The following is a 24548-nucleotide window of genomic DNA, read 5'->3' on the forward strand; positions in this document are numbered from 1 at the left end:
CCATGCGTCAGCATCCGTTGGGTATTTACGAAAAAGCGCTGCCAAAAGCTCTCTCCTGGCCCGAGCGGCTGGTACTGGCGAAAAGCTGCGGGTTCGATTTTGTCGAGATGTCTGTCGATGAAACCGACGAGCGATTATCACGCCTCGACTGGAGCACCACGCAGCGCGCCTCTCTGGTGGAAGCGATGCTGGAAACCGGCGTGGCGATCCCCTCTATGTGCTTGTCTGCCCACCGTCGTTTCCCGTTTGGCAGCCGCGATGAAACCGTGCGCGAACGCGCCCGTGAGATCATGAGCAAAGCCATCAGGCTGGCGCGTGATTTGGGCATTCGCACCATCCAGCTTGCCGGGTATGACGTCTATTACGAAGCGCATGACGAGGGGACGCAACAGCGCTTTGCCGACGGGCTGGCGTGGGCCGTAGAGCAGGCCGCCGCCGCACAGGTGATGCTGGCGGTGGAGATCATGGACACCGCGTTTATGAACTCCATCAGCAAATGGAAAAAGTGGGACGACATGCTCGCCTCACCGTGGTTCAGCGTTTATCCGGACGTCGGCAACCTGAGCGCGTGGGGTAACGACGTCACCGCCGAGCTGACGCTGGGCATTGACCGCATTGCGGCTATTCACCTGAAAGATACCCAACCCGTCACCGCACAAAGCCCCGGGCAGTTCCGCGACGTGCCGTTTGGCGAGGGCTGCGTCGATTTCGTTGGCGTGTTTAACACGCTGCATCGACTGAACTATCGCGGCGCATTTCTGATTGAAATGTGGACCGAAAAAGCAAAAGAGCCGGTGCTGGAGATTATCCAGGCGCGCCGCTGGATTGAAGCCCGTATGCAGGAAGGAGGCATGACATGTTAGACGAACTTAAAGCCGAGGTACTGGCAGCAAACCTGGCGTTGCCCGCCCACCAGCTGGTGACGTTTACCTGGGGTAACGTCAGCGCTGTGGACCGCAAAAGCGGCATGATGGTCATTAAACCGTCCGGTGTGGAATACGACGTGATGACGGCGGAGGATATGGTGGTGGTGAATATCGCCACGGGCCAGGTTATTGAGGGGAATAAAAAGCCCTCTTCAGACACGCCTACCCATCTTGCGCTGTATCGTCGTTACCCGGAGATTGGCGGCATCGTGCATACCCATTCGCGCCACGCCACTATCTGGTCCCAGGCGGGGCTGGATTTACCGGCCTGGGGAACCACGCACGCGGACTATTTCTACGGGACCATCCCCTGCACACGCCTGATGACCACGGCAGAGATTGCTGGGGAATACGAATACCAGACGGGTGAAGTGATCATCAAAACCTTCGAGGAGCGCGATCTTAGCCCGATGCAGATCCCGGCGGTGCTGGTCCACTCCCACGGTCCGTTCGCCTGGGGTAAAGACGCTGCCGATGCGGTTCACAATGCCGTGGTGCTGGAAGAGTGCGCCTATATGGGCCTGTTCTCTCGCCAGCTCGCGCCACAGCTTCCGGTTATGCAGCAGGAACTGCTCGACAAGCATTATCTGCGCAAGCATGGAGCGAATGCCTATTACGGGCAGTGATCATTGATAGAGGCTTTAGGGAACAGCAGTACAGGCACGATCGTAGGCCGGGTAAGGCGAAGCCGCCACCCGGCTTTACCACATCAGAAACGCCAGGTCAGGCCGGTCATCAGCGCGAAGCTGTCGTCGCGGTCGATCATCGGGCTATTCTTCACGTCGTCAGGCAACACGGTGTAGACCGCGCTGGCATTGAGATACAGCTTCTGGGTTAACTGATATTTAGCCGCCAGACCAACGTATGGCGTCCAGCTGTCACCGGCAGTGTATTGATCCAGTCCGGAGCGGCGAGACTCGCTGCCGGATACGCCGTAGTAGTAGTCGTTATAGCTTTCGTCGCTGTAGAACACACCCACAGAAGGCGTCAGGGTCAGGTGATCCATTTTGATTGGACGGAAGTATGATACTTCGCCGATCACGCCGCCGCTTTCATCCGTGGCATCACCAGAGACCGCCACTTTCAGCGACCCCCAGCTCTCGTGGCGGTAGTACGCACCGCCGAGGAAGGCGGACGCTTTACGCTCATCCAGCTGCTTCATCTGATGATCATCATTATCGTCAGGGTCGAAATGCAGCGGCATCCACGTTGCGGTCAGGCTTAATTCATTTTTTGCATCTTTCCACAGGATCCATCCGCCCGTGGTCTGGCGAACGTAAAAGCGATCGCCTTCGTAGCTAATTAACGGTACCGCAGTCGTATTTTCGTTATAGCCTTTGTATGGAGACTCATTAAATACAGCCCCCGCTCCAAGTGAAAATTCCCCGGCCATGGCAGACGTTGATGCAAATAACGTGGCAGCGATGAGTAAATTGTATTTAATAGTCATTCTATGTAATCCATTTAAATGCCAAACAAGCGAGGCGCATAATAATGGTTACAAAATTGCCAATGCAACGCTGCGGTTTATATAATATTATATATAAAATCATATAGATGGGTGTGCATGATGAGTACATTACAGCTAAAACCACGCGAATTAAAAATTATCTCCGTCATCGCCGCCACCCACAGCATTGGTGATGCCGCCGCCCTGCTGGGTATGGCGCAGGCCAACGTGAGTAAATATCTGTCTGATTTTGAAACGCGGGTTGGGCTCAAGGTCTTTGAGCGCACCACGCGCCAGCTGGCCCTGACCCAGTTTGGTGAAGCGTTACTCCCCTACGTGAACGCCACGCTGGATAAGAACAGCCAGCTTGTTAATTTCATTGCTGATTATAAGCACGAAAAGCGCGGAAAAGTGACGATCTATGCCCCAACAGGTATCGTGACCTACCTCGCGCGACACGTGATCCATCAGATAGAAGACATCGGTGACATCCGCATCTCCCTGAAAACCTACAATCTGGACCGGAATGAATTTTCAGAAGGCGTTACCTTTCCGGATGACTGCGACATTTTAATTACCTATGCTCAGCCAAAAGACGAAAGTCTGGTTGCCAGCGTGCTGACAAAATATTCCGTTACGGCCTTCGCAACCGTAGAATATTTAAATAAACATCCCTTAACCGGACCTGAAGATTTAATTAATCACTCCTGTATTCTCATTGACTCCATGCTGGTCGATGATGCCAACATCTGGCGTTTTCGCGTGCACGGCAGCGAGGACGTGCATGACTACCGGGTGACCGGTAATTATATTTGCGACAATACGCAGACGGCCCTGGAGCTGGCCAGAAATAATCTTGGGATTGTTTTTGCACCAAAAGAGAGTCTGAAAAAAGAATTAACGAAAGGCATGCTGGTCCCCTGCTTCCCGCATCAGGAAGAGTGGTGGCTCGATCTGACGGCCATCTTCCGCAAACGCGAATACCAGCCCTGGCGCGTGCAATACGTTCTGGATGGCGTCCTTAACTGCCTGCGCCAGCAAATTGCCCAGGCCGCCCACGGACGGCCTGAGCTGGGCGACTAGAACAGCCCCAGTGGTTTATCAGAATAGCTGACCAGCAGACATTTGGTCTGCTGGTAATGCTCCAGCATCATCTTGTGGGTTTCACGTCCGATGCCCGACTGCTTATAACCGCCAAATGCCGCGTGCGCCGGATAGGCGTGGTAGCAGTTGGTCCAGACGCGCCCGGCCTGAATGCCGCGGCCCATTTTATAGGCCAGATTACCGTTGCGACTCCAGACACCTGCGCCCAGGCCATACGGCGTGTCGTTGGCAATCTCCAGCGCCTCCTCTATCGTTTTAAAGGTGGTCACGGCCAGCACCGGGCCGAAAATCTCCTCCTGGAAAACGCGCATATTGTTCTGGCCGAAGAGGATCGTCGGCTCAAGGTAATAGCCGTCCTGCAGATCCCCTCCCAGCACCTTACGACGCCCGCCGGTGAGAATATCCGCCCCCTCTTTCTTGCCGATGTCGATGTAGTTGAGGATCGTTTCCAGCTGTCCGTGCGAGACTTGCGCCCCCATCTGTGTAACGTTATCGAGCGGGTTACCGCTGCGGATAGACTCGACGCGGCGAATGGCCCGCTCCATAAAGCGCTCGTAGATGGATTCCTGCACCAGCGCGCGGCTTGGGCAGGTACAGACTTCGCCCTGGTTAAACGCAAACAGCGCAAACCCTTCCAGGGCTTTATCGAAGAAGGCATCCTCTTCCTCCATCACGTCCGCGAAGAAGATGTTCGGGGATTTCCCGCCCAGTTCCAGAGTCACCGGGATAATGTTCTGCGTGGCGTACTGCATGATCTGCTGGCCCACCTCCGTCGACCCGGTAAACGCCACTTTGGCGATACGTTTTGAGGTAGCCAGATATTCGCCTATCTCCCCGCCCGCGCCGTTCACTACGTTAATCACGCCCGGCGGCAGGAGATCGCCAACGATTTCCATCAGCAGCAGGACCGAGAGCGGGGTCAGACGCGCCGGTTTGAGCACAATACAGTTTCCGGCCGCCAGCGCGGGCGCCATTTTCCAGCTCGCCATCAGCAGCGGGAAGTTCCACGGAATAATTTGCCCGACGACGCCCAGCGGTTCGTGGAAGTGATACGCCACGGTGTCGCTGTCAACTTCGCTGATCCCGCCCTCCTGAGCGCGAATACAGGAGGCAAAATAGCGGAAGTGGTCAATAGCAAGCGGCACGTCAGCCGCCATCGTTTCCCGGATCGGCTTGCCGTTATCCCAGGTTTCCGCCGTCGCCAGCAGCTCCAGATTCTGCTCCATCCGGTCGGCGATTTTGAACAGGATCGCCGCCCGATCCTGCACGGAGGTGTGAGCCCATTTCTCTTTCGCTTTGTGCGCCGCATCCAGCGCCAGGTCGATATCACGCTTACCGGAGCTGGCAATCTCGCACAGCGGCTGGCCGGTAACCGGGGTCAGGTTGGAATAGTATTCGCCGTCGACGGGAGCGACCCAGTCGCCGCCAATAAAGTTGTCATAACGGGGCTTCAGCTTGAGGGGAAAACCATACTCGCCGGGCTGGATACGCGATGAGGGAGGATTGTTTGTCATGTCCGTCTCCTTGCTGTTGGTGTACAACAAGGGTAGTTCCGGCTGGCGATTTTCTCGCCAGCCGGTAACGGTGTTTACGACGGAGGTCACGGAGTTTCAGGAAATAATAACGAATCGCGCAACAGATGATCGTTACCGCGACGGCGGGTAAAGCCGATGCGGTTGAAGTATTCCAGGATCTGGATCGCCAGCTTGCGCCCCACGTTCAGCCGATCGCGGAAATCCGCTGCGCAGGTCGAGCCGCGCGCCTGATCCAGCTCGCGGATCAGGTTGGCAAACGCCACAATGCGATCGTTACGGTAGTAACGATCTTTCACGATCGCGACGATTAGCCCCTGCTGCGCCGCATGGCGCAATACCTGGCGCATCACCTGCTCGTCGGTGTTGGTTTCGCGAGCCAGATCGCGAACCCACCACGGCTCATCGCCAAACAGCGGGGCCGCTTTTTGCCATATGGCCTCTTGCTCGGCGGTGAACCCGGCCTTGTGATCCGGCAGGTGCAGCCAGCCGTGGTGGCTTTTAATCACTCCGCTTTCACGCATGTTTTCGATCAGCAGCAGCACCAGCGCATCGTCTTCCATCGGCAGCGCCATGCGTCGCAGACGTTCGCGCCCCGGGCCAGGCTCGTCCTGATGCTGTTCATGGTAAGTCGCAAGCGTGTTCAGTATCTTACGCTGCCAGTGCGCAGCAACCGGGGCATTGAGCAGGCTGTCGCCAGCCTGAATAAAGCCCGGCTCCTGGGTCAGCTGCCGTAAGCCTTCCCTGCTCAGCTGGCGTGCCCATGCAAAATCACGCAGATTCACCGCCCCGCGATCGAGGTGCACCCGCAGCGCGGCGTTATCCTCTCTGGCCTCTGCCAGCGCGGCCAGCCACTGCAAATATTCCGGCTTACGCTTGCCGCGTCGGGGTGGGTTAAGCGCCACCACGCGCGCGCCTGCCAGCGTTTCCCTTGCAGAAATGTCACGCAGTACCAGACGATCGTTATCTGCCAGCCAGAGCGGCGAATCGAATACCAGCTCGGCAAGGTCGTTTTCCAGTAGCGACACGCGCCCGGTGATATGGCTTGCCGCGTGGTGAATATGCAGCGGCTGCCATTGGGTCAGCGGCATGTGTGTCTGCAGGGAGACGATCACGCGTTCAGAAGGTTCCGGCGGGGCATCGGCCAGCAGCCAGTCTCCGCGATTAAGCTGCTCTTTTTCCGCATCCCCGGCAATGTTCAGCGCGATACGCTGCCCGGCATGAGCGCGGTCAGCGGGCTGGTTTTGTGCATGCAGCCCGCGCACGCGCATCGGTTTATTCACGCCCGTCAGCCAGAGCGTATCTCCCACGCTGACTTCACCACTCAGCGCGGTGCCGGTCACGACCAGCCCCGCACCTTTTACGGTAAACGCCCGGTCGATCGCCAGACGGAAACGATGATGGCTGGCGTGGTCGCGTGTTGAAAGGTGCTGCAAATGGTGGCGAAGTTCGTCGATACCACGCCCTTCTGTCGCCACGGTGACAAAAAGCGATGCGTCGGCAAAACCATACTCCCGCAGAGTCGCCTGGACCGTTTCGCGCACCTCGCTGACGCGCGCATCATCCACGCGATCGGCTTTGGTCAGCGCCACGGTCAGCTGCGGGTTGCCGGTTAGCTGCAGGATCGCAAGGTGCTCGCGGGTTTGCGCCATCACGCCGTCATCGCAGGCCACCACCAGCAGGGCATGATCGATGCCACCCACGCCCGCCAGCATGTTGGACAGAAACTTTTCATGCCCCGGCACATCAATAAAGCCCAGCACGCGACCATCAGGCTGGGGCCAGTAGGCATAGCCCAGATCGATGGTCATGCCGCGCTTTTTCTCTTCCGGCAGGCGATCGGCGTTTACGCCGGTAATGGCCTGCAGCAACGTGGTTTTTCCGTGGTCGACGTGACCGGCGGTGGCAATAATCATTTCAACAACATCTCCAGAAATCGCTCTTCATCTTCAAGGCAGCGCAGATCCAGCCACATTCGGCCGTCGTAAATCCGCCCGATAACCGGCGTCGAGAGACCGCGCCAGCGCGACGACAGGGCGTCAAGCTGGCTGCCGCGCCCGTCACGCGGCATGAACGTCAGCGCCTCACTCGGCAGCCTGTCCGCCGGCAGCGACCCGCTGCCAATCTGCGACTGGCAGGGCTCAATGCGAACGTCAAAATCGGGGTAGTGCGCGGCGACGCGCGGCAGCAGCAGTTCGGCCTGGGCGCGAATCGAGGCGGCATCGCGGCTTAACAGACGCAGCGTGGGCAGGCGGTCGGCCAGTTTTTCCGGGTGGAGATAGAGCCGCAGCGTCGCTTCCAGCGCGGCAAGCGTCATTTTATCGGCGCGCAGGGCGCGCTTAAGCGGATGCTGCTGCAGCTGCGCAATCAGCTCGCGCTTGCCGACGATAATCCCGGCCTGCGGCCCGCCCAGCAGTTTGTCGCCGGAAAAGCTGACCAGGCTCACGCCCGCCGCAATCATCTCTTGCGGCATCGGCTCTTTTGGCAGCCCGTACAGGCTCAGATCCACCAGCGAGCCGCTGCCGAGATCGGCAATCACCGGTATATTCAGTTCGCGCCCAATCGCCGCCAGCTCCGCCTCGTCAACCGTTTTGGTGAAGCCTTCAATATGGTAATTACTGGTGTGAACCTTCATCAACAGGGCGGTATTTTCATTCACCGCCGCGCGATAGTCTTTCGCATGGGTACGGTTTGTCGTGCCCACTTCATGTAGCGTGCAGCCTGCCTGGCGCATCACGTCCGGGATGCGAAACGCCCCGCCAATCTCCACCAGCTCGCCGCGGGACACCACCACCTCTTTACCACTGGCGGTGGCCGCCAGCATCAGCAGCACCGCGGCGGCGTTGTTATTCACAATGCAGGCATCTTCCGCGCCGGTCAGCTGGCACAGCAGCTCCGCCAGCGCACGGTCGCGGTGCCCGCGCCCGGCACCGTCCAGATCGTACTCCAGCGTTACGGGCGTTCGCATGGCCTGCACAACCGCGGCAACGGCCTCTTCCGCCTGCTGCGCGCGCCCCAGGTTGGTATGCAGCACGGTACCCGACAGGTTTATCACCGGGCGTAACGCGCTTTGCGCCTTCTCATCCAGCCGCTGTTCAACTTCCTGCTCCCACGCGCTACACCAGTCGGGCAAGGCGTTTTCTGCCTGAATCGCGCAGCGGGCTTCGTCCTGAAGCAGGCGTAACATTTCCACCGTCGCGGTATGGCCGAAACGCTCAACAACAGCATGAATGCGGGGTTCGCGAAGAAGACGGTCGGTAGCGGGGATCTGGCTGTACAGCGAATGATGAGTAGTCATGAAAGCGCCTGGCGAGTAAATATCTTCCCCCCTCCCGACGGGAGAGGGAGTTAACATGTGAGGGGATTGTACCGCCTCCGACGGCGAAGTGTTATAACCCGCGTCAAGCCTTTGGCGGTTCGGTACGGGCAAAGCTCTCGCGGCTAAACAGCGTGTCTGCAAGCTTCACCAGCAGCGGACGGTCGACGCACCAGCCCGGGGAGACGCGGCGGAAGTTGAGATAACCAATCGCGCAGGCGATGGCGATGGTCCCCAGGTTCAGGCTGTCGGTGGCGATCTTACCCTCCCGGATTAGCTGTTCGCATCTGTCCAGGCTGCGGCTGATTTTTTCCCGCTGGCGTAACAGTTCCGTTTCCGACTGCTGGGCGGCGGGCCTTGCCTGTTCCCGTACGGAGGTTAACGCCGCATCCATAATGCCATCGGCCAGGGCTTCAACCTGCTTCACCGCCAGCGCCGCTTTTGGGTCTGCTGGCAGCATTGCCGGGGCAACGCCCAGCAGCTCGATATACTCCGCAATAATCGGGGAATCAAACCAGTATTCGCCCTCGTCCGTGACCAGCGCCGGGACTTTCCCCAGCGGGTTGTACTGCGCGACGCCGTTTTCCGCGTTGTAGGGCTGTTCATTCACGAATTCAAATTCAATCCCCTTCTCCAGCAGGAGAATCGAGATTTTTCGCACGAAGGGACTGGTATAGCTGCCGATGAGTTTCATTGCCTGATCCTTGATGCCGGAAAAAAGTCAGTATGGATCAAGCGATGAAAAAAGGGCAGGTCTGCATGTCGCATTCCTGCCCTGGAAGGATTAGTGATCGAGGTAGAGGTAGTGCATCCAGCTGGTCATACGCAGCAGTACTTTACGCATAACCGAGACGTGGGCGAAGTGGTCCGAATAGACCGCCACCTGGGCATAGATACCGTCCGGCAGGGCATCGACTTCGGCGTTGGGTTCCAGCTCAATAAGTGCCTGAACGCCGTCCGTTCCCGGCACCACCGTCAGCGACTGCAGCGCGCCCTGCGCCTGATAGGTTCCCCCCGGCACCACCGGCAGAATACTGGTGAGCTTCCCGGAGAAGACCTGGCCCGGCAGCGCGTTAAACACCACTTCCGCTTCATCGCCCGGCTTCAGACGCAGCAGCGAGTTCTGACGGAACTGGGCCACAATCTGACGCTTCTGTTCAGGGATAAAGACCATTACGGGACGCAATGGCAGCGCGGCGGCATAGGTTCCCGGACGAATCAGTACCTGGGTGATGTAACCATTGCTCGGCGCGCGCACCACGGTCTGGTCCAGATTGTATTTGGCTTCGGCAAGCTGGGCGCGTAAGGACGCAATCTGCGACTGTTCACCGTTCACCATGCTGTCTAACTGGCTTTGGATCTGCACCTGTTCAGCCACGGAGCCTTTCACCAGCGCATCCTGTGCCAGATAGTTCTGACGCGCGTTGTCGATATCGCTTTCAGAGAACGGATTCACCTTTGCCTGGCTGCCTTTCAGGTAGCGCTGATAATCTTTATAGAGGCGATCGCGTTCAGCGGAGACGCGCGTGGTATTGGCAACAGCTTCCGCCAGCTGCGCTTTCAGATTATCGATATTGTGCGTCGCGGTCACCAGATCGGCCTGAAGTCTGTCGACGCGCGCCTGATAGCGGCCTGGATCCAGTTTAAATAACACTTCGCCTTTTTTAATTAGCTGGTTATTTTTATCGGTCACTTCGCTGACCACACCGGTCACCTGCGGCGTGATTGGAATAGAAATAACCGCTTTTTGCGCCGTAAAGGTATACGGGTGGTTATAGTTCATTAACAGAATAAGTCCGGCAACAATAAATACGCCGCCTAATGTTGCGGTGGCAAGCGTCCACTGGTTGACCGGAATTCGGAATATTTTAAAGATGGCCCAGGCAAATGCCACGTAGGTCAAAATAATCAACAGATCCATGATTAGCGCTCCAGCGTGTTCTTATCAGCAGCAGGCTTTACCGCGCCCAGCTTTTGTTCGAGTTCCGCCACGCGTTTGGCGAGCGCATCCATGCCCGGGACCTCATCAGGCTTTGTGATGTGGTTTTGCATGCCCCAGCCGCGATCCTCGCGGTACAGCGTGGCCCAAATCCACAGGAATGGCCAGATGGCATGAAGCGTAAACAGGCTAATCCAGCCAGCCGTATGAATGGCATCGGCATGCGGATGGTTACGCTTTTTGGCCATATTATAAGGAATATCATGGATGGCGATGATTCCGTAAAAGAGAACCAGAAATACAAAAATCAATACGCCCAGCGCAAAATAGTTGAGAAACATATTCTCCTCACTTAAACAACGTCAACTCATTAAATTAATAAAACGGTACGCAACCTAATTAATTTTTTATAAACACGGGGTTGTGCTTACTATTTCCGAGCCGGGGAGTATCGGTTTTTATAATATCTCCATGCAAGTTTATAAGCGTGTCAAAATATATCCTGAATAATAATAGACTTAACCTTACAATATGAGCGTAATCCACCTTTTAACTTTTCGCCATACCACACATCAAAAGTGGTTTTTTAGCTTATCGTGTCGTGCAATATCATCCTGGCGCTGAATCGCGACGCAGAGTTTGCCGCCGATCACAGCCGGAGAAATCCGCATAAAAATATTTTGTGAAATCAGTCACAATCCAGAAACAAACCCACCAGAACAAAACGTGACAACAATCACATAAAAGAGTGGATTTTGCTTTTTTTGTCGCCATTGTATTTTTTTTGCCCGCAAATTTTGTGATTGAGATCACTTCATTGATATCCCTACCCCCTGCCTTTACGTGACGCGCATCACACAAATTTTCCCTGTCTGGACAGTTGAACGATTCAGTGCCAGATTTCACAGCATCAGAACAGGGTCCGGCTACCTCTGCCGCCTCATTAACAATAAACCTCGGGCCACAAGCCTAAGCGTAAACAGAAGAAGGGGTGTTTTATGTCATCCGATTTCAAGATCAAAGTTCAAAGCTTTGGTCGTTTCCTCAGCAACATGGTGATGCCAAATATCGGCGCGTTTATCGCGTGGGGTATCATCACCGCATTGTTCATTCCGACAGGGTGGTTGCCTAACGAAACGCTGGCGAAACTTGTTGGCCCAATGATTACCTATCTCCTGCCGCTGCTCATCGGTTTCACCGGGGGTCGTCTGGTGGGCGGTGACCGTGGCGGCGTCGTGGGTGCTATCACAACCATGGGTGTTATCGTCGGTGCGGATATGCCGATGTTCCTCGGTGCGATGATTGCCGGTCCTCTGGGCGGCTGGGCGATTAAGAAATTCGACGTCTGGGTTGATGGTAAGATCAAATCCGGCTTCGAAATGCTGGTGAACAACTTCTCTGCGGGCATCATCGGGATGATCCTCGCCATTCTGGCGTTCCTCGGCATTGGCCCTGCGGTTGAAGTGCTGTCCAAAATTCTGGCGGCAGGCGTTAACTTCATGGTGGCGCACGAGATGCTGCCGCTGGCGTCTATCTTCGTTGAACCGGCGAAAATCCTGTTCCTTAACAACGCCATCAACCACGGCATCTTCTCGCCGCTGGGTATCCAGCAGTCTCACGATCTCGGCAAGTCTATCTTCTTCCTGATTGAAGCTAACCCGGGTCCAGGTATGGGCGTTCTGCTGGCGTACATCTTCTTTGGCCGTGGCAGCGCTAAACAGTCTGCTGGCGGTGCGGCGATCATCCACTTCCTGGGCGGTATCCACGAAATTTACTTCCCTTACGTGCTGATGAACCCACGTCTGATCCTGGCCGTTATCCTCGGCGGTATGACCGGTGTGTTCACCCTGAGCGTGCTGGGCGGCGGTCTGGTTTCTCCAGCCTCTCCGGGTTCTATCCTGGCGGTACTGGCGATGACGCCAAAAGGCGCTTACTTCGCGAACCTCGCGGCTATCTTTGCGGCAATGGCCGTCTCCTTCGTGGTCTCTTCTATCCTGCTGAAAACCAGCAAAGTGAAAGAAGATGATGACATCGAAGCCGCAACCCGTCGTATGCACGACATGAAAGCCGAATCCAAAGGCGCGACGCCACTGGCAGCCGGTGATGTCTCTAACGACCTGAGCCACGTGCGTAAAATCATCGTTGCCTGCGACGCCGGTATGGGTTCCAGCGCAATGGGTGCAGGCGTGCTGCGTAAGAAAGTGCAGGATGCGGGCCTGACCAACATCTCCGTGACCAACAGCGCCATTAACAGCCTGCCGCCGGATGTTGACCTGGTTATCACGCACCGCGATCTGACCGAACGCGCCATGCGTCAGGTACCACAGGCACAGCACATTTCGCTGACCAACTTCCTCGACAGCGGCCTGTATACCAGCCTGACCGAACGTCTGGTTGCCGCGCAGCGTCACGAAGACAACGAAGTGAAAGTGCGTTCCAGCCTGCAGGACAGTTTTGACGAGAGCAACGCCCACCTGTTTAAGCTGGGTGCGGAAAACATCTTCCTCGGCCGTACCGCGGCCACCAAAGAAGAAGCAATTCGCTTTGCCGGTGAGCAGCTGGTGAAAGGCGGCTACGTTCAGCCTGAATATGTCGACGCGATGCTGGAACGCGAAAAACTGACCCCGACCTATCTGGGCGAATCCATCGCGGTGCCGCACGGTACGGTTGAAGCGAAAGATCGCGTCCTGAAAACCGGCGTCGTATTCTGTCAGTACCCGCAGGGCGTGCGCTTCGGTGAAGAAGAAGACGACATCGCCCGTCTGGTGATTGGTATCGCTGCTCGCAACAACGAGCACATTCAGGTGATTACCAGCCTGACCAACGCGCTGGATGATGAAACGGTTATTGAGCGTCTGGCCAACACCACCAGCGTTGAAGAAGTTCTGGCTCTGCTTAACAAATAACGGTACTCCTCCCTCTCCCCCGGGGAGAGGGCTAGGGTGAGGGGAAAACGTTCCTCACCCCAGCCCTCTCGGGTAAAAACATTGATGAAGGTTAACACTATGAAAGCATTACATTTTGGAGCAGGTAATATCGGTCGTGGTTTTATCGGTAAACTGCTGGCAGACGCGGGCATTACCCTGACATTCGCCGATGTGAATCAGGTTGTCCTGGATGCCCTGAATGCCCGTCATAGCTATCAGGTCCATGTGGTCGGTGAAAACGAGCAGGTTGAGACAGTATCTGGCGTCAACGCGGTCAGCAGTATCGGCGACGACGTTATTGACCTTATCGCCAGCGTCGATCTGGTTACCACCGCCGTGGGTCCGGTTGTGCTTGAGCGCATCGCCCCTGCGGTCGCGAAAGGCCTCGCAAAACGTAAAGCGCAGGGTATCGATACCCCGCTGAACATCATCGCCTGTGAAAACATGGTGCGCGGCACCACGCAGCTGAAAGGCCACGTGCTCAACGCTGTGGCAGACGAAGACAAAGCCTGGGTTGAAGCGCACGTGGGTTTTGTGGATTCCGCCGTGGATCGCATCGTTCCGCCTTCCGAATCCGCGACCAACGATCCGCTGGAAGTGACCGTAGAAACCTTCAGCGAGTGGATCGTCGATAAAACCCAGTTTAAAGGCGCGCTGCCGACCATTCCGGGAATGGAATTAACCGATAACCTGATGGCATTTGTCGAACGCAAACTCTTCACGCTGAACACCGGGCATGCTATAACCGCGTACCTCGGAAAATTGGCCGGTCATCAGACCATTCGTGACGCGATCCTCGATGAGAAGATCCGCGCAGTGGTAAAAGGGGCAATGGAAGAGAGCGGCGCGGTGCTGATTAAACGCTACGGTTTCGATGCGGATAAACATGCAGCATACATCCAGAAAATCCTCGGTCGCTTTGAAAACCCGTATCTGAAAGATGACGTTGAGCGCGTGGGCCGCCAGCCGCTGCGTAAGCTGAGCGCGGGCGACCGCCTGATTAAGCCGCTGCTGGGCACGCTGGAATACGGTCTGCCGCACGCCAACCTGGTGAAAGGGATTGCCGCCGCAATGCACTACCGCAGCGAGCAGGACCCGCAGGCGCAGGAACTGGCTCAGCTGATTGATACCCAGGGCGCGCAGGCTGCGCTGGCGCAGATTTCCGGTCTGGACGCCAACAGCGACGTGGTTGTGGAGGCGGTTAACGCATACAACGCAACCAAATGATGCACAATGCGGCGCAGGTTAGCCTGCGCCCGGATAACAGATTGTCAGATATGCAGGCAATAATGGAACAAACCCAGGCCTTTGAAAATCGTGTGCTTGAGCGTCTGAATGCTGGCAAAACCGTACGAAGTTTCCTGATTGCCGCCGTCGAGCTGTTAACCGAGGCGGTGAATATCCTGGTGCTTCAGGTGTTTCGCAAAGACGACTACGCGGTAAAATATGCTGTAGAACCGTTACTGGACGGAGACGGACCGCTGGGCGATTTATCCGTGCGTCTGAAGCTGATTTATGGTCTTGGCGTGCTGAACCGACAAGAGTATGAAGATGCAGAGCTGCTAATGGCGCTGCGCGAAGAACTCAATCACGACGGTAATGAATACACCTTTACCGACGATGAAATCCTGGGGCCGTTCGGGGAGCTGCACTGCGTCACCGCGCTTCCTCCGGCACCGCAGTTTGATAACAGCGACCCTGAGCTCTACGCGATGCAAAAGCTGCGTTATCAACAGGTTGTCCGTTCCACGATGGTTCTCTCCCTGACTGAGCTGATTTCCCGAATCAGCTTAAAAAAAGCGTTTCAGAAGTAAGCCTGCTCACATTGGTGTATCCTTCCCTGTAAATTCCCCGTTTTCAGAGTTATTTGTCATGAAAGAAGTCGAAAAGAACGAAATTAAACGCCTGAGCGATCGCCTGGATCTCATCCGCCACCAGATGGCGGGCCTGTCACTGGTGGAGTCCGCCGAGAAGTATGCCGAACTTGAAAAAGAGACCGCGAAGCTGGAAGCAGAGATCGAGCGCCTGCGCGAAGTCAAAGGCCAGAAGCTGAGCAAAGAAGCGCAGAAGCTGATGAACATGCCGCACCGTCGTGCGATCACCAAAAAAGAGCAGGCCGACATGGGCAAGCTGAAGAAAAGCGTCCGTGGTCTGGTGGTGGTTCACCCGATGACCGAGCTTGGCCGCGAAATGGGCCTGAAAGAGATGACGGGTTTTTGTAAGACGGCGTTCTGATTTCATGCCGGGTGGCGCTACGCTTACCCGGCCTACTCTTTTCCCCTTCGTGTGAATTGGTCCAACCAATAGCGCAACCAATCCTTCCCCGGTTCACAATTCCATTATTTCCGCTCACAAAACCATTGCTAGCTCATAACATCTGGTTAACCATTCATTGTCATTAACCCTACAACACAACATTGGCAGGACCACTTTTACACAGACTGTGACGCAGAGATGAGCGGAGACTCGCCCGCAGCGCAGGCTGTCTGGTCCCCAGGAGACCTGCATGAGCCTCTGGCAACAAAACTACGACCCGGCCGGCAATATCTGGCTGTCGAGCCTGATCGCATCGCTTCCGATCCTGTTCTTCTTCTTTGCGCTGATTAAGCTCAAGCTGAAGGGCTACCTTGCCGCGACGTACACCGTCGCCATCGCCCTGCTGGTGGCGCTGTTCTTCTACAAAATGCCGGTCGATCGCGCGCTGGCCTCCGTCGTCTACGGTTTCTTCTACGGCCTGTGGCCGATTGCGTGGATCATCATCGCCGCGGTCTTTGTCTATAAAATCTCTGTGAAAACCGGGCAGTTCGACATTATCCGCTCGTCGATTCTCTCCATTACGCCGGACCAGCGCCTGCAGATGCTGATTGTCGGCTTCTCCTTTGGGGCGTTTCTGGAAGGCGCGGCAGGCTTTGGCGCACCGGTGGCGATCACCGCCGCGCTGCTGGTGGGCCTGGGCTTTAACCCGCTGTATGCCGCAGGTCTGTGCCTGATTGTGAACACCGCACCGGTGGCGTTTGGTGCAATGGGTATTCCGATTCTGGTTGCGGGCCAGGTGACCGGCCTGGACAGCTTTGAGATTGGCCAGATGGTGGGGCGCCAACTGCCGTTCCTGACCATTATCGTCCTGTTCTGGATCATGGCGATTATGGACGGCTGGCGCGGCGTGAAGGAGACCTGGCCTGCGGTGATGGTGGCGGGCGGTTCGTTCGCGATTGCCCAGTACCTCAGCTCGAACTTCCTTGGCCCAGAACTGCCAGACATCATCTCTTCACTGGTTTCCCTGGTCTGCCTGACGCTGTTCCTGAAACGCTGGCAGCCGGTCCGTATTTTCCGCTTCGCCGACATGGGCGCCTCGCAGGTCGATCAAACCCTGGCCCGCACCGGTTATACCGCAGGACAGGTGATTCGCGCCTGGTCGCCGTTCCTGTTCCTGACCGCCACGGTTACGCTGTGGAGCATCCCGCCGTTTAAAGCCCTGTTCGCCCCGGGCGGCGCGCTGTACGACATGGTGATTAACATCTCCGTACCGTTCCTCGACAAGATGGTCGCCCGTATGCCGCCGGTGGTGCACGCCGCCACGCCGTATGCCGCGGTCTATAAATTCGACTGGTTCTCCGCCACCGGGACCGCCATCCTGTTTGCCGCTATTCTTTCCGTGGTGTGGCTGCGCATGAAGCCTGCGGCTGCGGTGCAGACTTTTGCGGCGACCGTTAAAGAGCTGATGCTGCCGATCTACTCCATCGGCATGGTGCTGGCGTTCGCGTTTATCTCGAACTACTCCGGCTTGTCATCGACGCTGGCACTGGCGCTGGCGCATACCAGCCACGCCTTCACCTTCTTCTCGCCGTTCCTCGGCTGGCTGGGGGTGTTCCTGACCGGTTCCGATACCTCGTCTAACGCCCTGTTTGCTGCGCTGCAGGCCACGGCGGCCCAGCAGATTGGCGTGTCGGACGTCCTGCTGGTGGCCGCAAATACCACCGGCGGCGTGACCGGGAAAATGATCTCCCCACAATCCATCGCCATTGCCTGTGCGGCGGTGGGACTGGTCGGTAAAGAGTCGGATCTGTTCCGCTTTACCGTGAAACACAGCCTGATATTCACCTGCATGGTCGGGGTGATCACCACCCTGCAGGCCTATGTCTTAACCTGGATGATCCCATGATAGTGATGCCCAGACGCCTGTCCGACGAGATTGCCTCTCGCGTGCGGGCGCTGATTGAAGAACAACAGCTGGAAGCGGGCATGAAGTTGCCCGCCGAACGCCAGCTCGCCGCCCAGCTTGGCGTGTCGCGCAATTCACTGCGCGAGGCGCTGGCGACGCTGGTCAGCGAAGGGGTGCTGGTAAGCCGTCGCGGCGGCGGCACCTTTGTACGCTGGCAGCATGACGACTGGTCCGAGCAAAACATCGTTCAGCCGCTGAAAACGCTGATGGAGAACGACCCGGACTACAGCTTCGACATCCTTGAAGCGCGTCACGCCATCGAAACCAGTACCGCCTGGCACGCAGCCATGCGGGCAACCGACGCCGACAAAGAGAAACTCATCGCCTGCTTTGAGGCCACGCAAAGCAGCGACCCGGACATCGCCTCCCAGGCGGACGTGCGTTTTCACCTGGCGATTGCCGAGGCGTCGCACAACGTCGTGCTGCTCCAGACCATGCGCGGGTTCTTCGACCTGCTGCAATCCTCCGTGAAGCAGAGCCGCCAGCGCATGTATCTGGTTCCGCCGGTGTTTGCCCAACTGACCGAACAACACGAGGCGGTGCTCAACGCCATTCTGGCCGGTGATGCCGAAGCCGCGCGCAAAGCGATGATGGCGCATCTCGGTTTCGTGCATACCACCATCAAACGATTCGATGAAGACCAGGCCCGACAGGCGCGTATTACCCGTCTGCCTGGCGACAGTGATATTTCCAGGGAGAACAAAGCATGATCATTTCAGCAGCCAGTGACTATCGCGCCGCGGCGCAGCGCATTTTGCCCCCGTTCCTGTTCCACTACATTGACGGCGGGGCGTATGCCGAATACACCCTGCGCCGCAACGTGGAAGATCTGTCGGAGGTGGCTCTGCGCCAGCGCGTGCTGAAGAATATGTCTGACCTGAGCCTTGAGACAAAACTGTTTAACGAAACGCTTTCCATGCCCGTCGCGCTCGCACCTGTCGGTTTATGCGGCATGTACGCCCGTCGCGGTGAAGTGCAGGCCGCCGCCGCCGCAGATGCTAAAGGCATTCCGTTTACCCTTTCCACCGTGTCCGTCTGCCCGATTGAAGAGGTTGCCCCGACCCTCAAGCGGCCGATGTGGTTCCAGCTGTACGTCCTGCGCGATCGCGGCTTTATGCGTAACGCGCTGGAGCGCGCCAAAGCGGCGGGCTGCTCCACGCTGGTCTTTACCGTTGATATGCCGACCCCCGGCGCGCGCTACCGCGATGCGCACTCCGGCATGAGCGGCCCAAATGCGGCGCTCCGCCGCTACTGGCAGGCGGTAACGCATCCACAGTGGGCGTGGGACGTCGGCCTGAACGGTCGTCCACACGATCTGGGGAACATCTCGGCGTATCTGGGTAAACCCACCGGGCTGGAAGATTACATCGGCTGGCTGGCGAATAACTTCGATCCGTCCATCTCCTGGAAAGACCTGGAGTGGATCCGCGAATTCTGGGATGGCCCGATGGTGATCAAAGGGATCCTCGACCCGGAAGATGCCCGTGATGCGGTCCGCTTTGGCGCAGACGGGATTGTGGTCTCTAACCACGGCGGACGCCAGCTCGACGGGGTGCTCTCCTCTGCCCGCGCCCTGCCAGCTATTGCCGATGCGGTGAAAGGCGATATCGCCATCCTGGCCGACAGCGGGATCCGCAACGGGCTGGACGTGGTGCGTATGATTGCGCTGGGTGCCGACAGCGTGCTGCTGGGACGCGCGTATCTGTATGCTCTGGCGACGGCCGGTCAGGCAGGCGTGGCGAATCTGCTTAACCTGATCGAAAAAGAGATGAAGGTGGCGATGACGCTGACCGGTGCGAAAACCATTAGCGAAATCAGTAAGGATTCCCTGGTGCAGGAGTTAAGCAAATTACCGGCAGCGCTGGCTCCACTTGCTCAGGGAAACGCGGCCTGAATCCCCCCTCGTTAACACCTCTTTCTCATGCGTCCGATCTCCCCCTCGGGCGCTTTTTTATGCCAAAAATAACATCCAGATAACATATTGGATAAGAAAATTTGACATATACATGCCGTCCGCAATTGTATAGACAAGCAAAGACAAGAACACAAAAACAACATCACATCAGAGGGGAGCGTATGACCTATTCAGGTAAGGTGGATATTCAGCAGGTGATCGACGACAGTCGCTTTTCAGGGTTTCACTGGCTGCTCATTGTGCTGGGCTTTCTGGTTCTGGCGATCGATGGCTTTGATACGGCGGCAATGGGCTACATCGCGCCCACGCTGTCGGCAGAATGGGGGATCCATAAACAGGATCTGGGGCCGGTGCTGAGCGCGGCGCTGCTGGGGCTGTCGTTGGGCGCGCTGATCGCCGGTCCGGTATCGGACCGGATGGGCCGCAAGCGCGTACTGGTCTTTTCGTGTCTGTTCTTCGGCCTGGCAAGCCTGGGCACGGCCTGGGCGCAAAGCCTCAACACCCTGACGCTGTGGCGCTTTCTGACGGGCCTGGGGCTCGGCGCCGCCATGCCGAATGCCATTACACTGATCTCCGAGTTTGCCCCCCAGCGCTGCCGCGCCATGGCGATTAATACCATGTACTGCGGCTTCCCTCTGGGTGCGGCGGGCGGCGGCGCGATCTCGTCCTGGCTTATCCCCCACCACGGCTGGCGAAGCGTGCTGCTGACCGGCGCAATTGCGCCGCTGATTTTAACGCTGCTGCTGGCACTGCTGTTGCCGGAGTCGGTGAAGTTTCTGGTGCAGCGCGGGAAAGACGTCATGCAGGTTCGCCGCATTGCCAGCCGGTTCGCCCGCGGTACGCTGGAGGGCGTCACGGGCTTTTTCCTGGCGGAGGAGAAAGTCGCGTCTAAAAAAGGGAGCGTGTCGCAGCTGTTTTCGATGCCCTGGCTGCCCGGCACCCTGATGCTGTGGGTGACCTACTTTATGGGGCTGGTCATCTACTACGTCCTGCTGAGCTGGATGCCGACGCTGATGCAGGGGATGGGTTATGCGCTGGCGGAGTCCGCCTGGCTCACCTCGCTGTTCACCTTCGGCGGCACGGCCGGCATTCTGCTCGCCGGCTGGATGATGGACCGCTGGGAAGCGCACAAGGTTGTCGCGGGCGGGTTTATCCTGACGATGGGGCTGATCCTGCTACTCGGCATGGAGCATAACCATATCGCCCTGTTTGGCGGGTTGATTTTCCTGATGGGGATCGCGATGAACGGCGCGCAGTCGGGCATGCAGACCCTGGCCGCCACCTTTTATCCCACCGAGTGCCGCGCGACGGGCATCGCCTGGATGCAGGGGATTGGCCGCTTTGGCGGCGTGGCGGGCACCATGACCAGCGCCCAGCTTCTTTCGATGCAGTGGCAGGCAGACAGTATTTTAATGATCCTCAGCGTACCCGCTCTTGTGGCCGCGGCGGCAACCGTCTACAAAATGCTGTACAGCCGCTCGCAAGACCCCGGCGTCGCGTAGGTCCTCTCTTTTCTGCTATTCTGCCCCCGCAATTAAGGGGGCAGTATGCTTAACATCGTTTTATTCGAACCAGAAATTCCGCCAAATACCGGCAATATTATCCGCCTGTGCGCCAACACCGGTTTTCGTCTGCACATCATTGAGCCAATGGGCTTTACGTGGGACGACAAACGCCTGCGCCGCGCGGGGCTGGATTATCATGAATTTACCGCCGTTATTCGTCACCATGATTACGCCGCGTTTCTGGAAGCCGAGCAACCGCAGCGCATGTTCGCCCTGACCACCAAAGGTACGCCAGCGCACAGCGCCGTAAGCTATCAGGAGGGTGACTATCTGATGTTTGGCCCGGAAACCCGCGGCCTGCCGGCCACGATTCTGGATGCCCTGCCCGCTGAGCAGAAAATCCGTATTCCGATGATGCCGGATAGCCGCAGCATGAACCTGTCGAATGCGGTGTCGGTAGTGGTGTATGAAGCATGGCGCCAGCTTGGGTATCCGGGCGCCATTCTCAGACGTTAAATGCCGTCACCATACTCAAACGTATGGTGAATACCGTTGAAGTGCTGATCCATATCCATGGACGGCTTATCGCTGTCTGGCTTACCGACGATGCGCGCCGGTACGCCAGCGGCGGTGGTGTGCGGCGGAACCGGCTGGAGCACCACGGAGCCTGCGCCGATCTTCGCGCCGCGCCCGACTTCGATATTGCCGAGGATTTTGGCACCCGCGCCTATCATCACCCCTTCGCGAATTTTCGGATGGCGATCGCCGCTGGTTTTCCCGGTACCACCAAGGGTAACCGACTGCAGGATCGAAACGTCGTCTTCAATCACGGCCGTTTCCCCGACAACAATCCCGGTGGCGTGGTCGAGCATGATCCCACGGCCAATCTTCGCCGCCGGGTGAATATCAACCTGAAACGTCACGGAAACCTGGTTTTGCAGGAAGATGGCCAGCGCGCGGCGGCCTTCATTCCACAGCCAGTGCCCAATGCGGTACGCCTGCAGAGCGTGGAAGCCTTTCAGGTACAACAGCGGGGTAGAATATTTATCGACCGCCGGGTCACGCGTGCGCACGGCCTGGATATCACAGGCGGCAGAGGCGATCATTTCCGGGTCAGCGGCGTAAGCCTCCTCCACCACCTCACGAATGGCAATCGCGGGCATGATCGAGGACGCCAGCTTGTTGGCGAGCATATAGCTGAGCGCGCTGCCGAGGTTTTCGTGCTTGAGTAGCGTTGCGTGGTAGAAACTGGCCAGCATAGGCTCACAGTCGGCCAGCGCCCGGGCTTCGGCTTTAATGTTGTTCCAGACGATATCCAGTTCTTCACACGGCATTGCTAACTCCAGACGATAGTATAATGACCAGCCAGTTCTGCGCTGGCTGGGTCATTCAGGTGACAACGGTTCCGACTAGTTACTGCTGCGCTCGTCCTTGCGCGCACGACCTAATAAGGTCAATGCTGCCTCGCGCGCATTTTTTCCGCAATACAATACCTGATAAATTTCCTCGGTTATTGGCATTTCGACACCGAAACGGTGCGCCAACTCGCGGACTTCTTTGGTATTGCGGTAGCCTTCAACCACCTGGCCAATCTTCTCCTGCGCGTCTTTCACATCGCTGCCCTGTCCGAGCATCATGCCAAAGCGGCGGTTACGAGACTGGTTGTCGGTACAGGTCAGCACCAGGTCGCCCAGGCCAGCCATCCCCATAAAGGTGGCCGGATCGGCACCCAGCGCTTCGCCCAGGCGGGACATCTCGGTCAGACCGCGGGTGATCAGCGCCGTACGGGCGTTGGCACCAAAACCTATGCCGTCGGACATCCCGGCACCAATCGCAATCACGTTCTTCACCGCCCCACCCAGCTGCACGCCGATAAAATCGGGGTTGCTGTAGACGCGGAAGCTCTTGCCGCAGTGCAGCAATTGCTGGAGATCGTCGGAGAAGGCCTGATCGGTTGAGGCCAGCGAAATCGCCGTCGGCAGGCCAGCGGCCAGCTCTTTGGCAAAGGTCGGGCCGGAGATGACCGCCAGCGGGATCGCATCACCCAGCGCTTCGCGGGCAACGTCCTGCAGCAGGCGTCCGGTTTCGGCTTCCAGTCCTTTTGTCGCCCAGACAATACGCGCATCCGGGCGCATCAGCGGCTTAATCTGACGCAGCACGTCGCCAAAGACATGGCTCGGAACCACAATCAGAATGTTGCGGCTGGCCGCCAGCGCGGTCGCAAGGTCGCTTTCAAGGTGCAGGGAGTCAGGGAACGGAACGTCCGGGAGAAACGCGACGTTGCAACGATCGCGCTGCAGCGTGGCGATATGTTTTGGGTCGTGGCCCCACAGGACCACCTCGTGACCATTTCTTGCCAGAGTAATGGCAAGAGCGGTGCCGTATGAGCCGGCACCGATCACAGTCATTGACGCATTAACAGTGCTCATCAGGCATCCTGATGTTGTTCAGCACCTTCGCCAGCCTGCTGCTGCAGATAGTTCATGAACAGCGCATCAAAGTTAACTGGCGCAAGGTTCAGTTGCGGGAATGTACCGCGAGAAACCAGGCTGGTGATGCATTCACGTGCATACGGGAACAGAATGTTCGGGCAGTACGCACCCAGGCAATGCGCCATCTGGTTGCCTTCGATGCCGCCGATAGAGAAGATACCGCCCTGCTGTACTTCACACAGGAATGCAGTTTCTTCGCCCAGAGAGGCGGTAACGGTCACACGCAGCACGACTTCATACACGTCATCTGCCAGCTGGGTAGATGCGGTATCCAGATCAAGTTTAACCTCTGGCTGCCAATCTTTCTGGAAAACGTGTGGCGCATTTGGCGCTTCGAAAGAGACATCTTTGGTGTAGATACGCTGGATCTGGAAAGTCATCTCGGTGTTGTTTTGTTCTGACATGGAAATACCCTTTTTAATTGTCCTAAAGTCTCTTAGCTCAGCAGCGGATCGAGTCCACCACGGGCGTCGAGCGCATACAAGTCATCACAGCCGCCAATGTGCTGCGCATCAATAAAAATCTGTGGAACCGTCGTACGACCACTACGTTGGATCATCTCTTCGCGTTTAATCGCGTCACCGTCGATCGGCAGTTCCTGGAACGTGACGCCTTTACTGTTCAGCAGCGCTTTCGCACGATGGCAGAACGGGCACGTCGCTTTGGTATAGATCTCAATATGGGCCATGACTGAACTCCTTATTTACCGCGCACCAAAGGAAGATTTTCCCCGCTCCAGCCGGAAATACCTTCTTTCAGCACCGTTACGTTTTCGAAGCCTGCTTTATGAAGCGCACTGGCAGATTCCTGTGCCTGCATGCCGGTCGCATCCACAACGATAATCGGCTGGGCTTTGTGTTTTTCAAGCTCACCGACGTTGTTCGCTTTGATTTCAGCTGGCAACAGGTTGATTGCGCCCGCAATGTGACCTTTGCGGAAATCGTCACGCTGACGCAGATCGACAACGACGGCATCTTCTTTGTTAATCAGACGCGTCGCTTCACCACGGGTGATAACCTTAATCTTAGACGTCAGGCTCTTAAATGTGGTGAACAGCACAGCAGCCAGCAGGCCAATCCACGCGATGCTCAGAACCGGATGGCGGCTAACGAATTGCATAATTTCTTGCATGGAGGGTAACTACTCCCGACTAAGTGATAAAAAAAACCAGGACAGGAGTATACCTGTGCGTTCTGGCAAATACAGCCAGCGACCCTAAC

Annotated in this window: 24 protein-coding genes; 12 read left to right on the forward strand and 12 right to left on the reverse strand. The window is 57.2% G+C overall.

Annotated elements, in window-relative coordinates; translation table 11 throughout:
- The first annotated feature begins 2 nt into the window (after positions 1–2).
- Both ACMGGE_RS16015 and araD read left to right on the forward strand, forming a co-directional pair.
- Positions 3–863, forward strand: a complete 861-nt coding sequence (locus ACMGGE_RS16015) for an L-ribulose-5-phosphate 3-epimerase (RefSeq protein WP_420293946.1) — start codon at positions 3–5, stop codon at positions 861–863.
- The gene (araD, locus tag ACMGGE_RS16020; RefSeq protein ID WP_048028083.1) at positions 857–1552 is read left to right on the forward strand and encodes an L-ribulose-5-phosphate 4-epimerase; all 696 of its coding nucleotides are present in this window, start codon (positions 857–859) and stop codon (positions 1550–1552) included. The genes ACMGGE_RS16015 and araD overlap by 7 nt, the downstream gene beginning before the upstream one ends.
- A gap of 83 nt (positions 1553–1635) precedes the next feature.
- On the opposite strand, the gene ACMGGE_RS16025 is transcribed toward araD, so the two are convergent.
- On the reverse strand, positions 1636–2376 hold the full coding sequence (locus tag ACMGGE_RS16025; RefSeq protein WP_069720501.1) for a MipA/OmpV family protein: 741 nt from the start codon (positions 2374–2376) through the stop codon (positions 1636–1638).
- Positions 2377–2493: 117 nt separating this feature from the next.
- Here ACMGGE_RS16025 and ACMGGE_RS16030 point away from each other — a divergent pair, with 117 nt between their 5' ends.
- Entirely contained in the window at positions 2494–3459 is a 966-nt protein-coding gene (locus ACMGGE_RS16030) for a LysR family transcriptional regulator (RefSeq protein ID WP_420293947.1), read from the forward strand.
- Here the strand turns inward: ACMGGE_RS16030 and aldB are convergent.
- The 6 genes from aldB to ACMGGE_RS16060 all read right to left on the reverse strand — a co-directional run bounded on the left by aldB (position 3456) and on the right by ACMGGE_RS16060 (position 10608).
- Positions 3456–4994 (reverse strand): aldehyde dehydrogenase AldB, encoded by a 1539-nt coding sequence (gene aldB / locus ACMGGE_RS16035; RefSeq protein ID WP_048028094.1) that lies wholly within the window; start codon positions 4992–4994, stop codon positions 3456–3458. The genes ACMGGE_RS16030 and aldB overlap by 4 nt on opposite strands.
- A gap of 86 nt (positions 4995–5080) precedes the next feature.
- On the reverse strand, positions 5081–6928 hold the full coding sequence (gene selB, locus ACMGGE_RS16040; protein WP_420293948.1) for a selenocysteine-specific translation elongation factor: 1848 nt from the start codon (positions 6926–6928) through the stop codon (positions 5081–5083).
- The gene (gene selA / locus ACMGGE_RS16045; protein WP_420293949.1) at positions 6925–8310 is read right to left on the reverse strand and encodes an L-seryl-tRNA(Sec) selenium transferase; all 1386 of its coding nucleotides are present in this window, start codon (positions 8308–8310) and stop codon (positions 6925–6927) included. Before selA ends, selB begins: the two co-directional genes overlap by 4 nt.
- Before the next feature lie 103 nt (positions 8311–8413).
- Complete coding sequence (locus ACMGGE_RS16050) at positions 8414–9022, reverse strand: glutathione S-transferase (protein ID WP_196346911.1); 609 nt, start codon at positions 9020–9022, stop codon at positions 8414–8416.
- 90 nt (positions 9023–9112) lie between these two features.
- The gene (locus tag ACMGGE_RS16055; RefSeq protein ID WP_025758413.1) at positions 9113–10249 is read right to left on the reverse strand and encodes an HlyD family secretion protein; all 1137 of its coding nucleotides are present in this window, start codon (positions 10247–10249) and stop codon (positions 9113–9115) included.
- A gap of 2 nt (positions 10250–10251) precedes the next feature.
- Positions 10252–10608 (reverse strand): DUF3302 domain-containing protein, encoded by a 357-nt coding sequence (locus ACMGGE_RS16060; RefSeq protein WP_045907895.1) that lies wholly within the window; start codon positions 10606–10608, stop codon positions 10252–10254.
- 657 nt (positions 10609–11265) lie between these two features.
- Between ACMGGE_RS16060 and ACMGGE_RS16065 the strand changes: the two genes are divergently transcribed.
- The 9 genes from ACMGGE_RS16065 to trmL all read left to right on the forward strand — a co-directional run bounded on the left by ACMGGE_RS16065 (position 11266) and on the right by trmL (position 21352).
- Positions 11266–13173, forward strand: a complete 1908-nt coding sequence (locus ACMGGE_RS16065) for a PTS mannitol transporter subunit IICBA (RefSeq protein WP_063622813.1) — start codon at positions 11266–11268, stop codon at positions 13171–13173.
- A 99-nt stretch (positions 13174–13272) separates the two neighbouring features.
- Positions 13273–14421: a mannitol-1-phosphate 5-dehydrogenase gene (gene mtlD / locus ACMGGE_RS16070; RefSeq protein WP_045907897.1), complete on the forward strand. Its 1149-nt coding sequence runs from the start codon at positions 13273–13275 to the stop codon at positions 14419–14421.
- Positions 14418–15008, forward strand: a complete 591-nt coding sequence (gene mtlR, locus ACMGGE_RS16075) for a mannitol operon repressor MtlR (RefSeq protein WP_045907898.1) — start codon at positions 14418–14420, stop codon at positions 15006–15008. Before mtlD ends, mtlR begins: the two co-directional genes overlap by 4 nt.
- A 58-nt stretch (positions 15009–15066) precedes the next feature.
- Positions 15067–15429 carry a YibL family ribosome-associated protein gene (locus tag ACMGGE_RS16080; protein ID WP_021242435.1) on the forward strand — a complete coding sequence of 121 codons (363 nt, stop codon included), beginning with the start codon at positions 15067–15069 and terminating at the stop codon, positions 15427–15429.
- A 271-nt stretch (positions 15430–15700) separates the two neighbouring features.
- Complete coding sequence (gene lldP / locus ACMGGE_RS16085; protein WP_032644436.1) at positions 15701–17356, forward strand: L-lactate permease; 1656 nt, start codon at positions 15701–15703, stop codon at positions 17354–17356.
- Positions 17353–18126 carry a transcriptional regulator LldR gene (lldR, locus tag ACMGGE_RS16090; protein WP_023294814.1) on the forward strand — a complete coding sequence of 258 codons (774 nt, stop codon included), beginning with the start codon at positions 17353–17355 and terminating at the stop codon, positions 18124–18126. The genes lldP and lldR overlap by 4 nt, the downstream gene beginning before the upstream one ends.
- The gene (lldD, locus tag ACMGGE_RS16095) at positions 18123–19310 is read left to right on the forward strand and encodes a quinone-dependent L-lactate dehydrogenase (RefSeq protein WP_320723882.1); all 1188 of its coding nucleotides are present in this window, start codon (positions 18123–18125) and stop codon (positions 19308–19310) included. The genes lldR and lldD overlap by 4 nt, the downstream gene beginning before the upstream one ends.
- A 182-nt stretch (positions 19311–19492) precedes the next feature.
- A complete protein-coding gene (locus ACMGGE_RS16100; protein ID WP_420293950.1) occupies positions 19493–20833 on the forward strand; it encodes an MFS transporter in 1341 nt (446 codons plus the stop codon).
- A gap of 45 nt (positions 20834–20878) precedes the next feature.
- On the forward strand, positions 20879–21352 hold the full coding sequence (trmL, locus tag ACMGGE_RS16105; protein ID WP_045907900.1) for a tRNA (uridine(34)/cytosine(34)/5-carboxymethylaminomethyluridine(34)-2'-O)-methyltransferase TrmL: 474 nt from the start codon (positions 20879–20881) through the stop codon (positions 21350–21352).
- On the opposite strand, the gene cysE is transcribed toward trmL, so the two are convergent.
- From cysE to ACMGGE_RS16130, 5 genes are all read right to left on the reverse strand, one after another.
- Complete coding sequence (gene cysE, locus ACMGGE_RS16110) at positions 21349–22170, reverse strand: serine O-acetyltransferase (RefSeq protein WP_008502718.1); 822 nt, start codon at positions 22168–22170, stop codon at positions 21349–21351. The genes trmL and cysE overlap by 4 nt on opposite strands.
- Positions 22171–22245: 75 nt before the next feature.
- Complete coding sequence (gene gpsA, locus ACMGGE_RS16115; protein ID WP_045907901.1) at positions 22246–23265, reverse strand: NAD(P)H-dependent glycerol-3-phosphate dehydrogenase; 1020 nt, start codon at positions 23263–23265, stop codon at positions 22246–22248.
- Positions 23265–23732, reverse strand: coding sequence for a protein-export chaperone SecB (secB, locus tag ACMGGE_RS16120; RefSeq protein WP_003860835.1), 468 nt, complete (start codon positions 23730–23732; stop codon positions 23265–23267). The genes gpsA and secB overlap by 1 nt, the downstream gene beginning before the upstream one ends.
- Before the next feature lie 32 nt (positions 23733–23764).
- Positions 23765–24016 carry a glutaredoxin 3 gene (gene grxC / locus ACMGGE_RS16125; protein WP_008502715.1) on the reverse strand — a complete coding sequence of 84 codons (252 nt, stop codon included), beginning with the start codon at positions 24014–24016 and terminating at the stop codon, positions 23765–23767.
- An 11-nt stretch (positions 24017–24027) separates the two neighbouring features.
- Entirely contained in the window at positions 24028–24459 is a 432-nt protein-coding gene (locus ACMGGE_RS16130; RefSeq protein WP_023309913.1) for a rhodanese-like domain-containing protein, read from the reverse strand.
- Between the last annotated feature and the right edge of the window lie 89 nt (positions 24460–24548).

This window comes from Enterobacter sp. BNK-22 (assembly GCF_048684805.1).
Classification (GTDB): domain Bacteria; phylum Pseudomonadota; class Gammaproteobacteria; order Enterobacterales; family Enterobacteriaceae; genus Enterobacter; species Enterobacter quasiroggenkampii.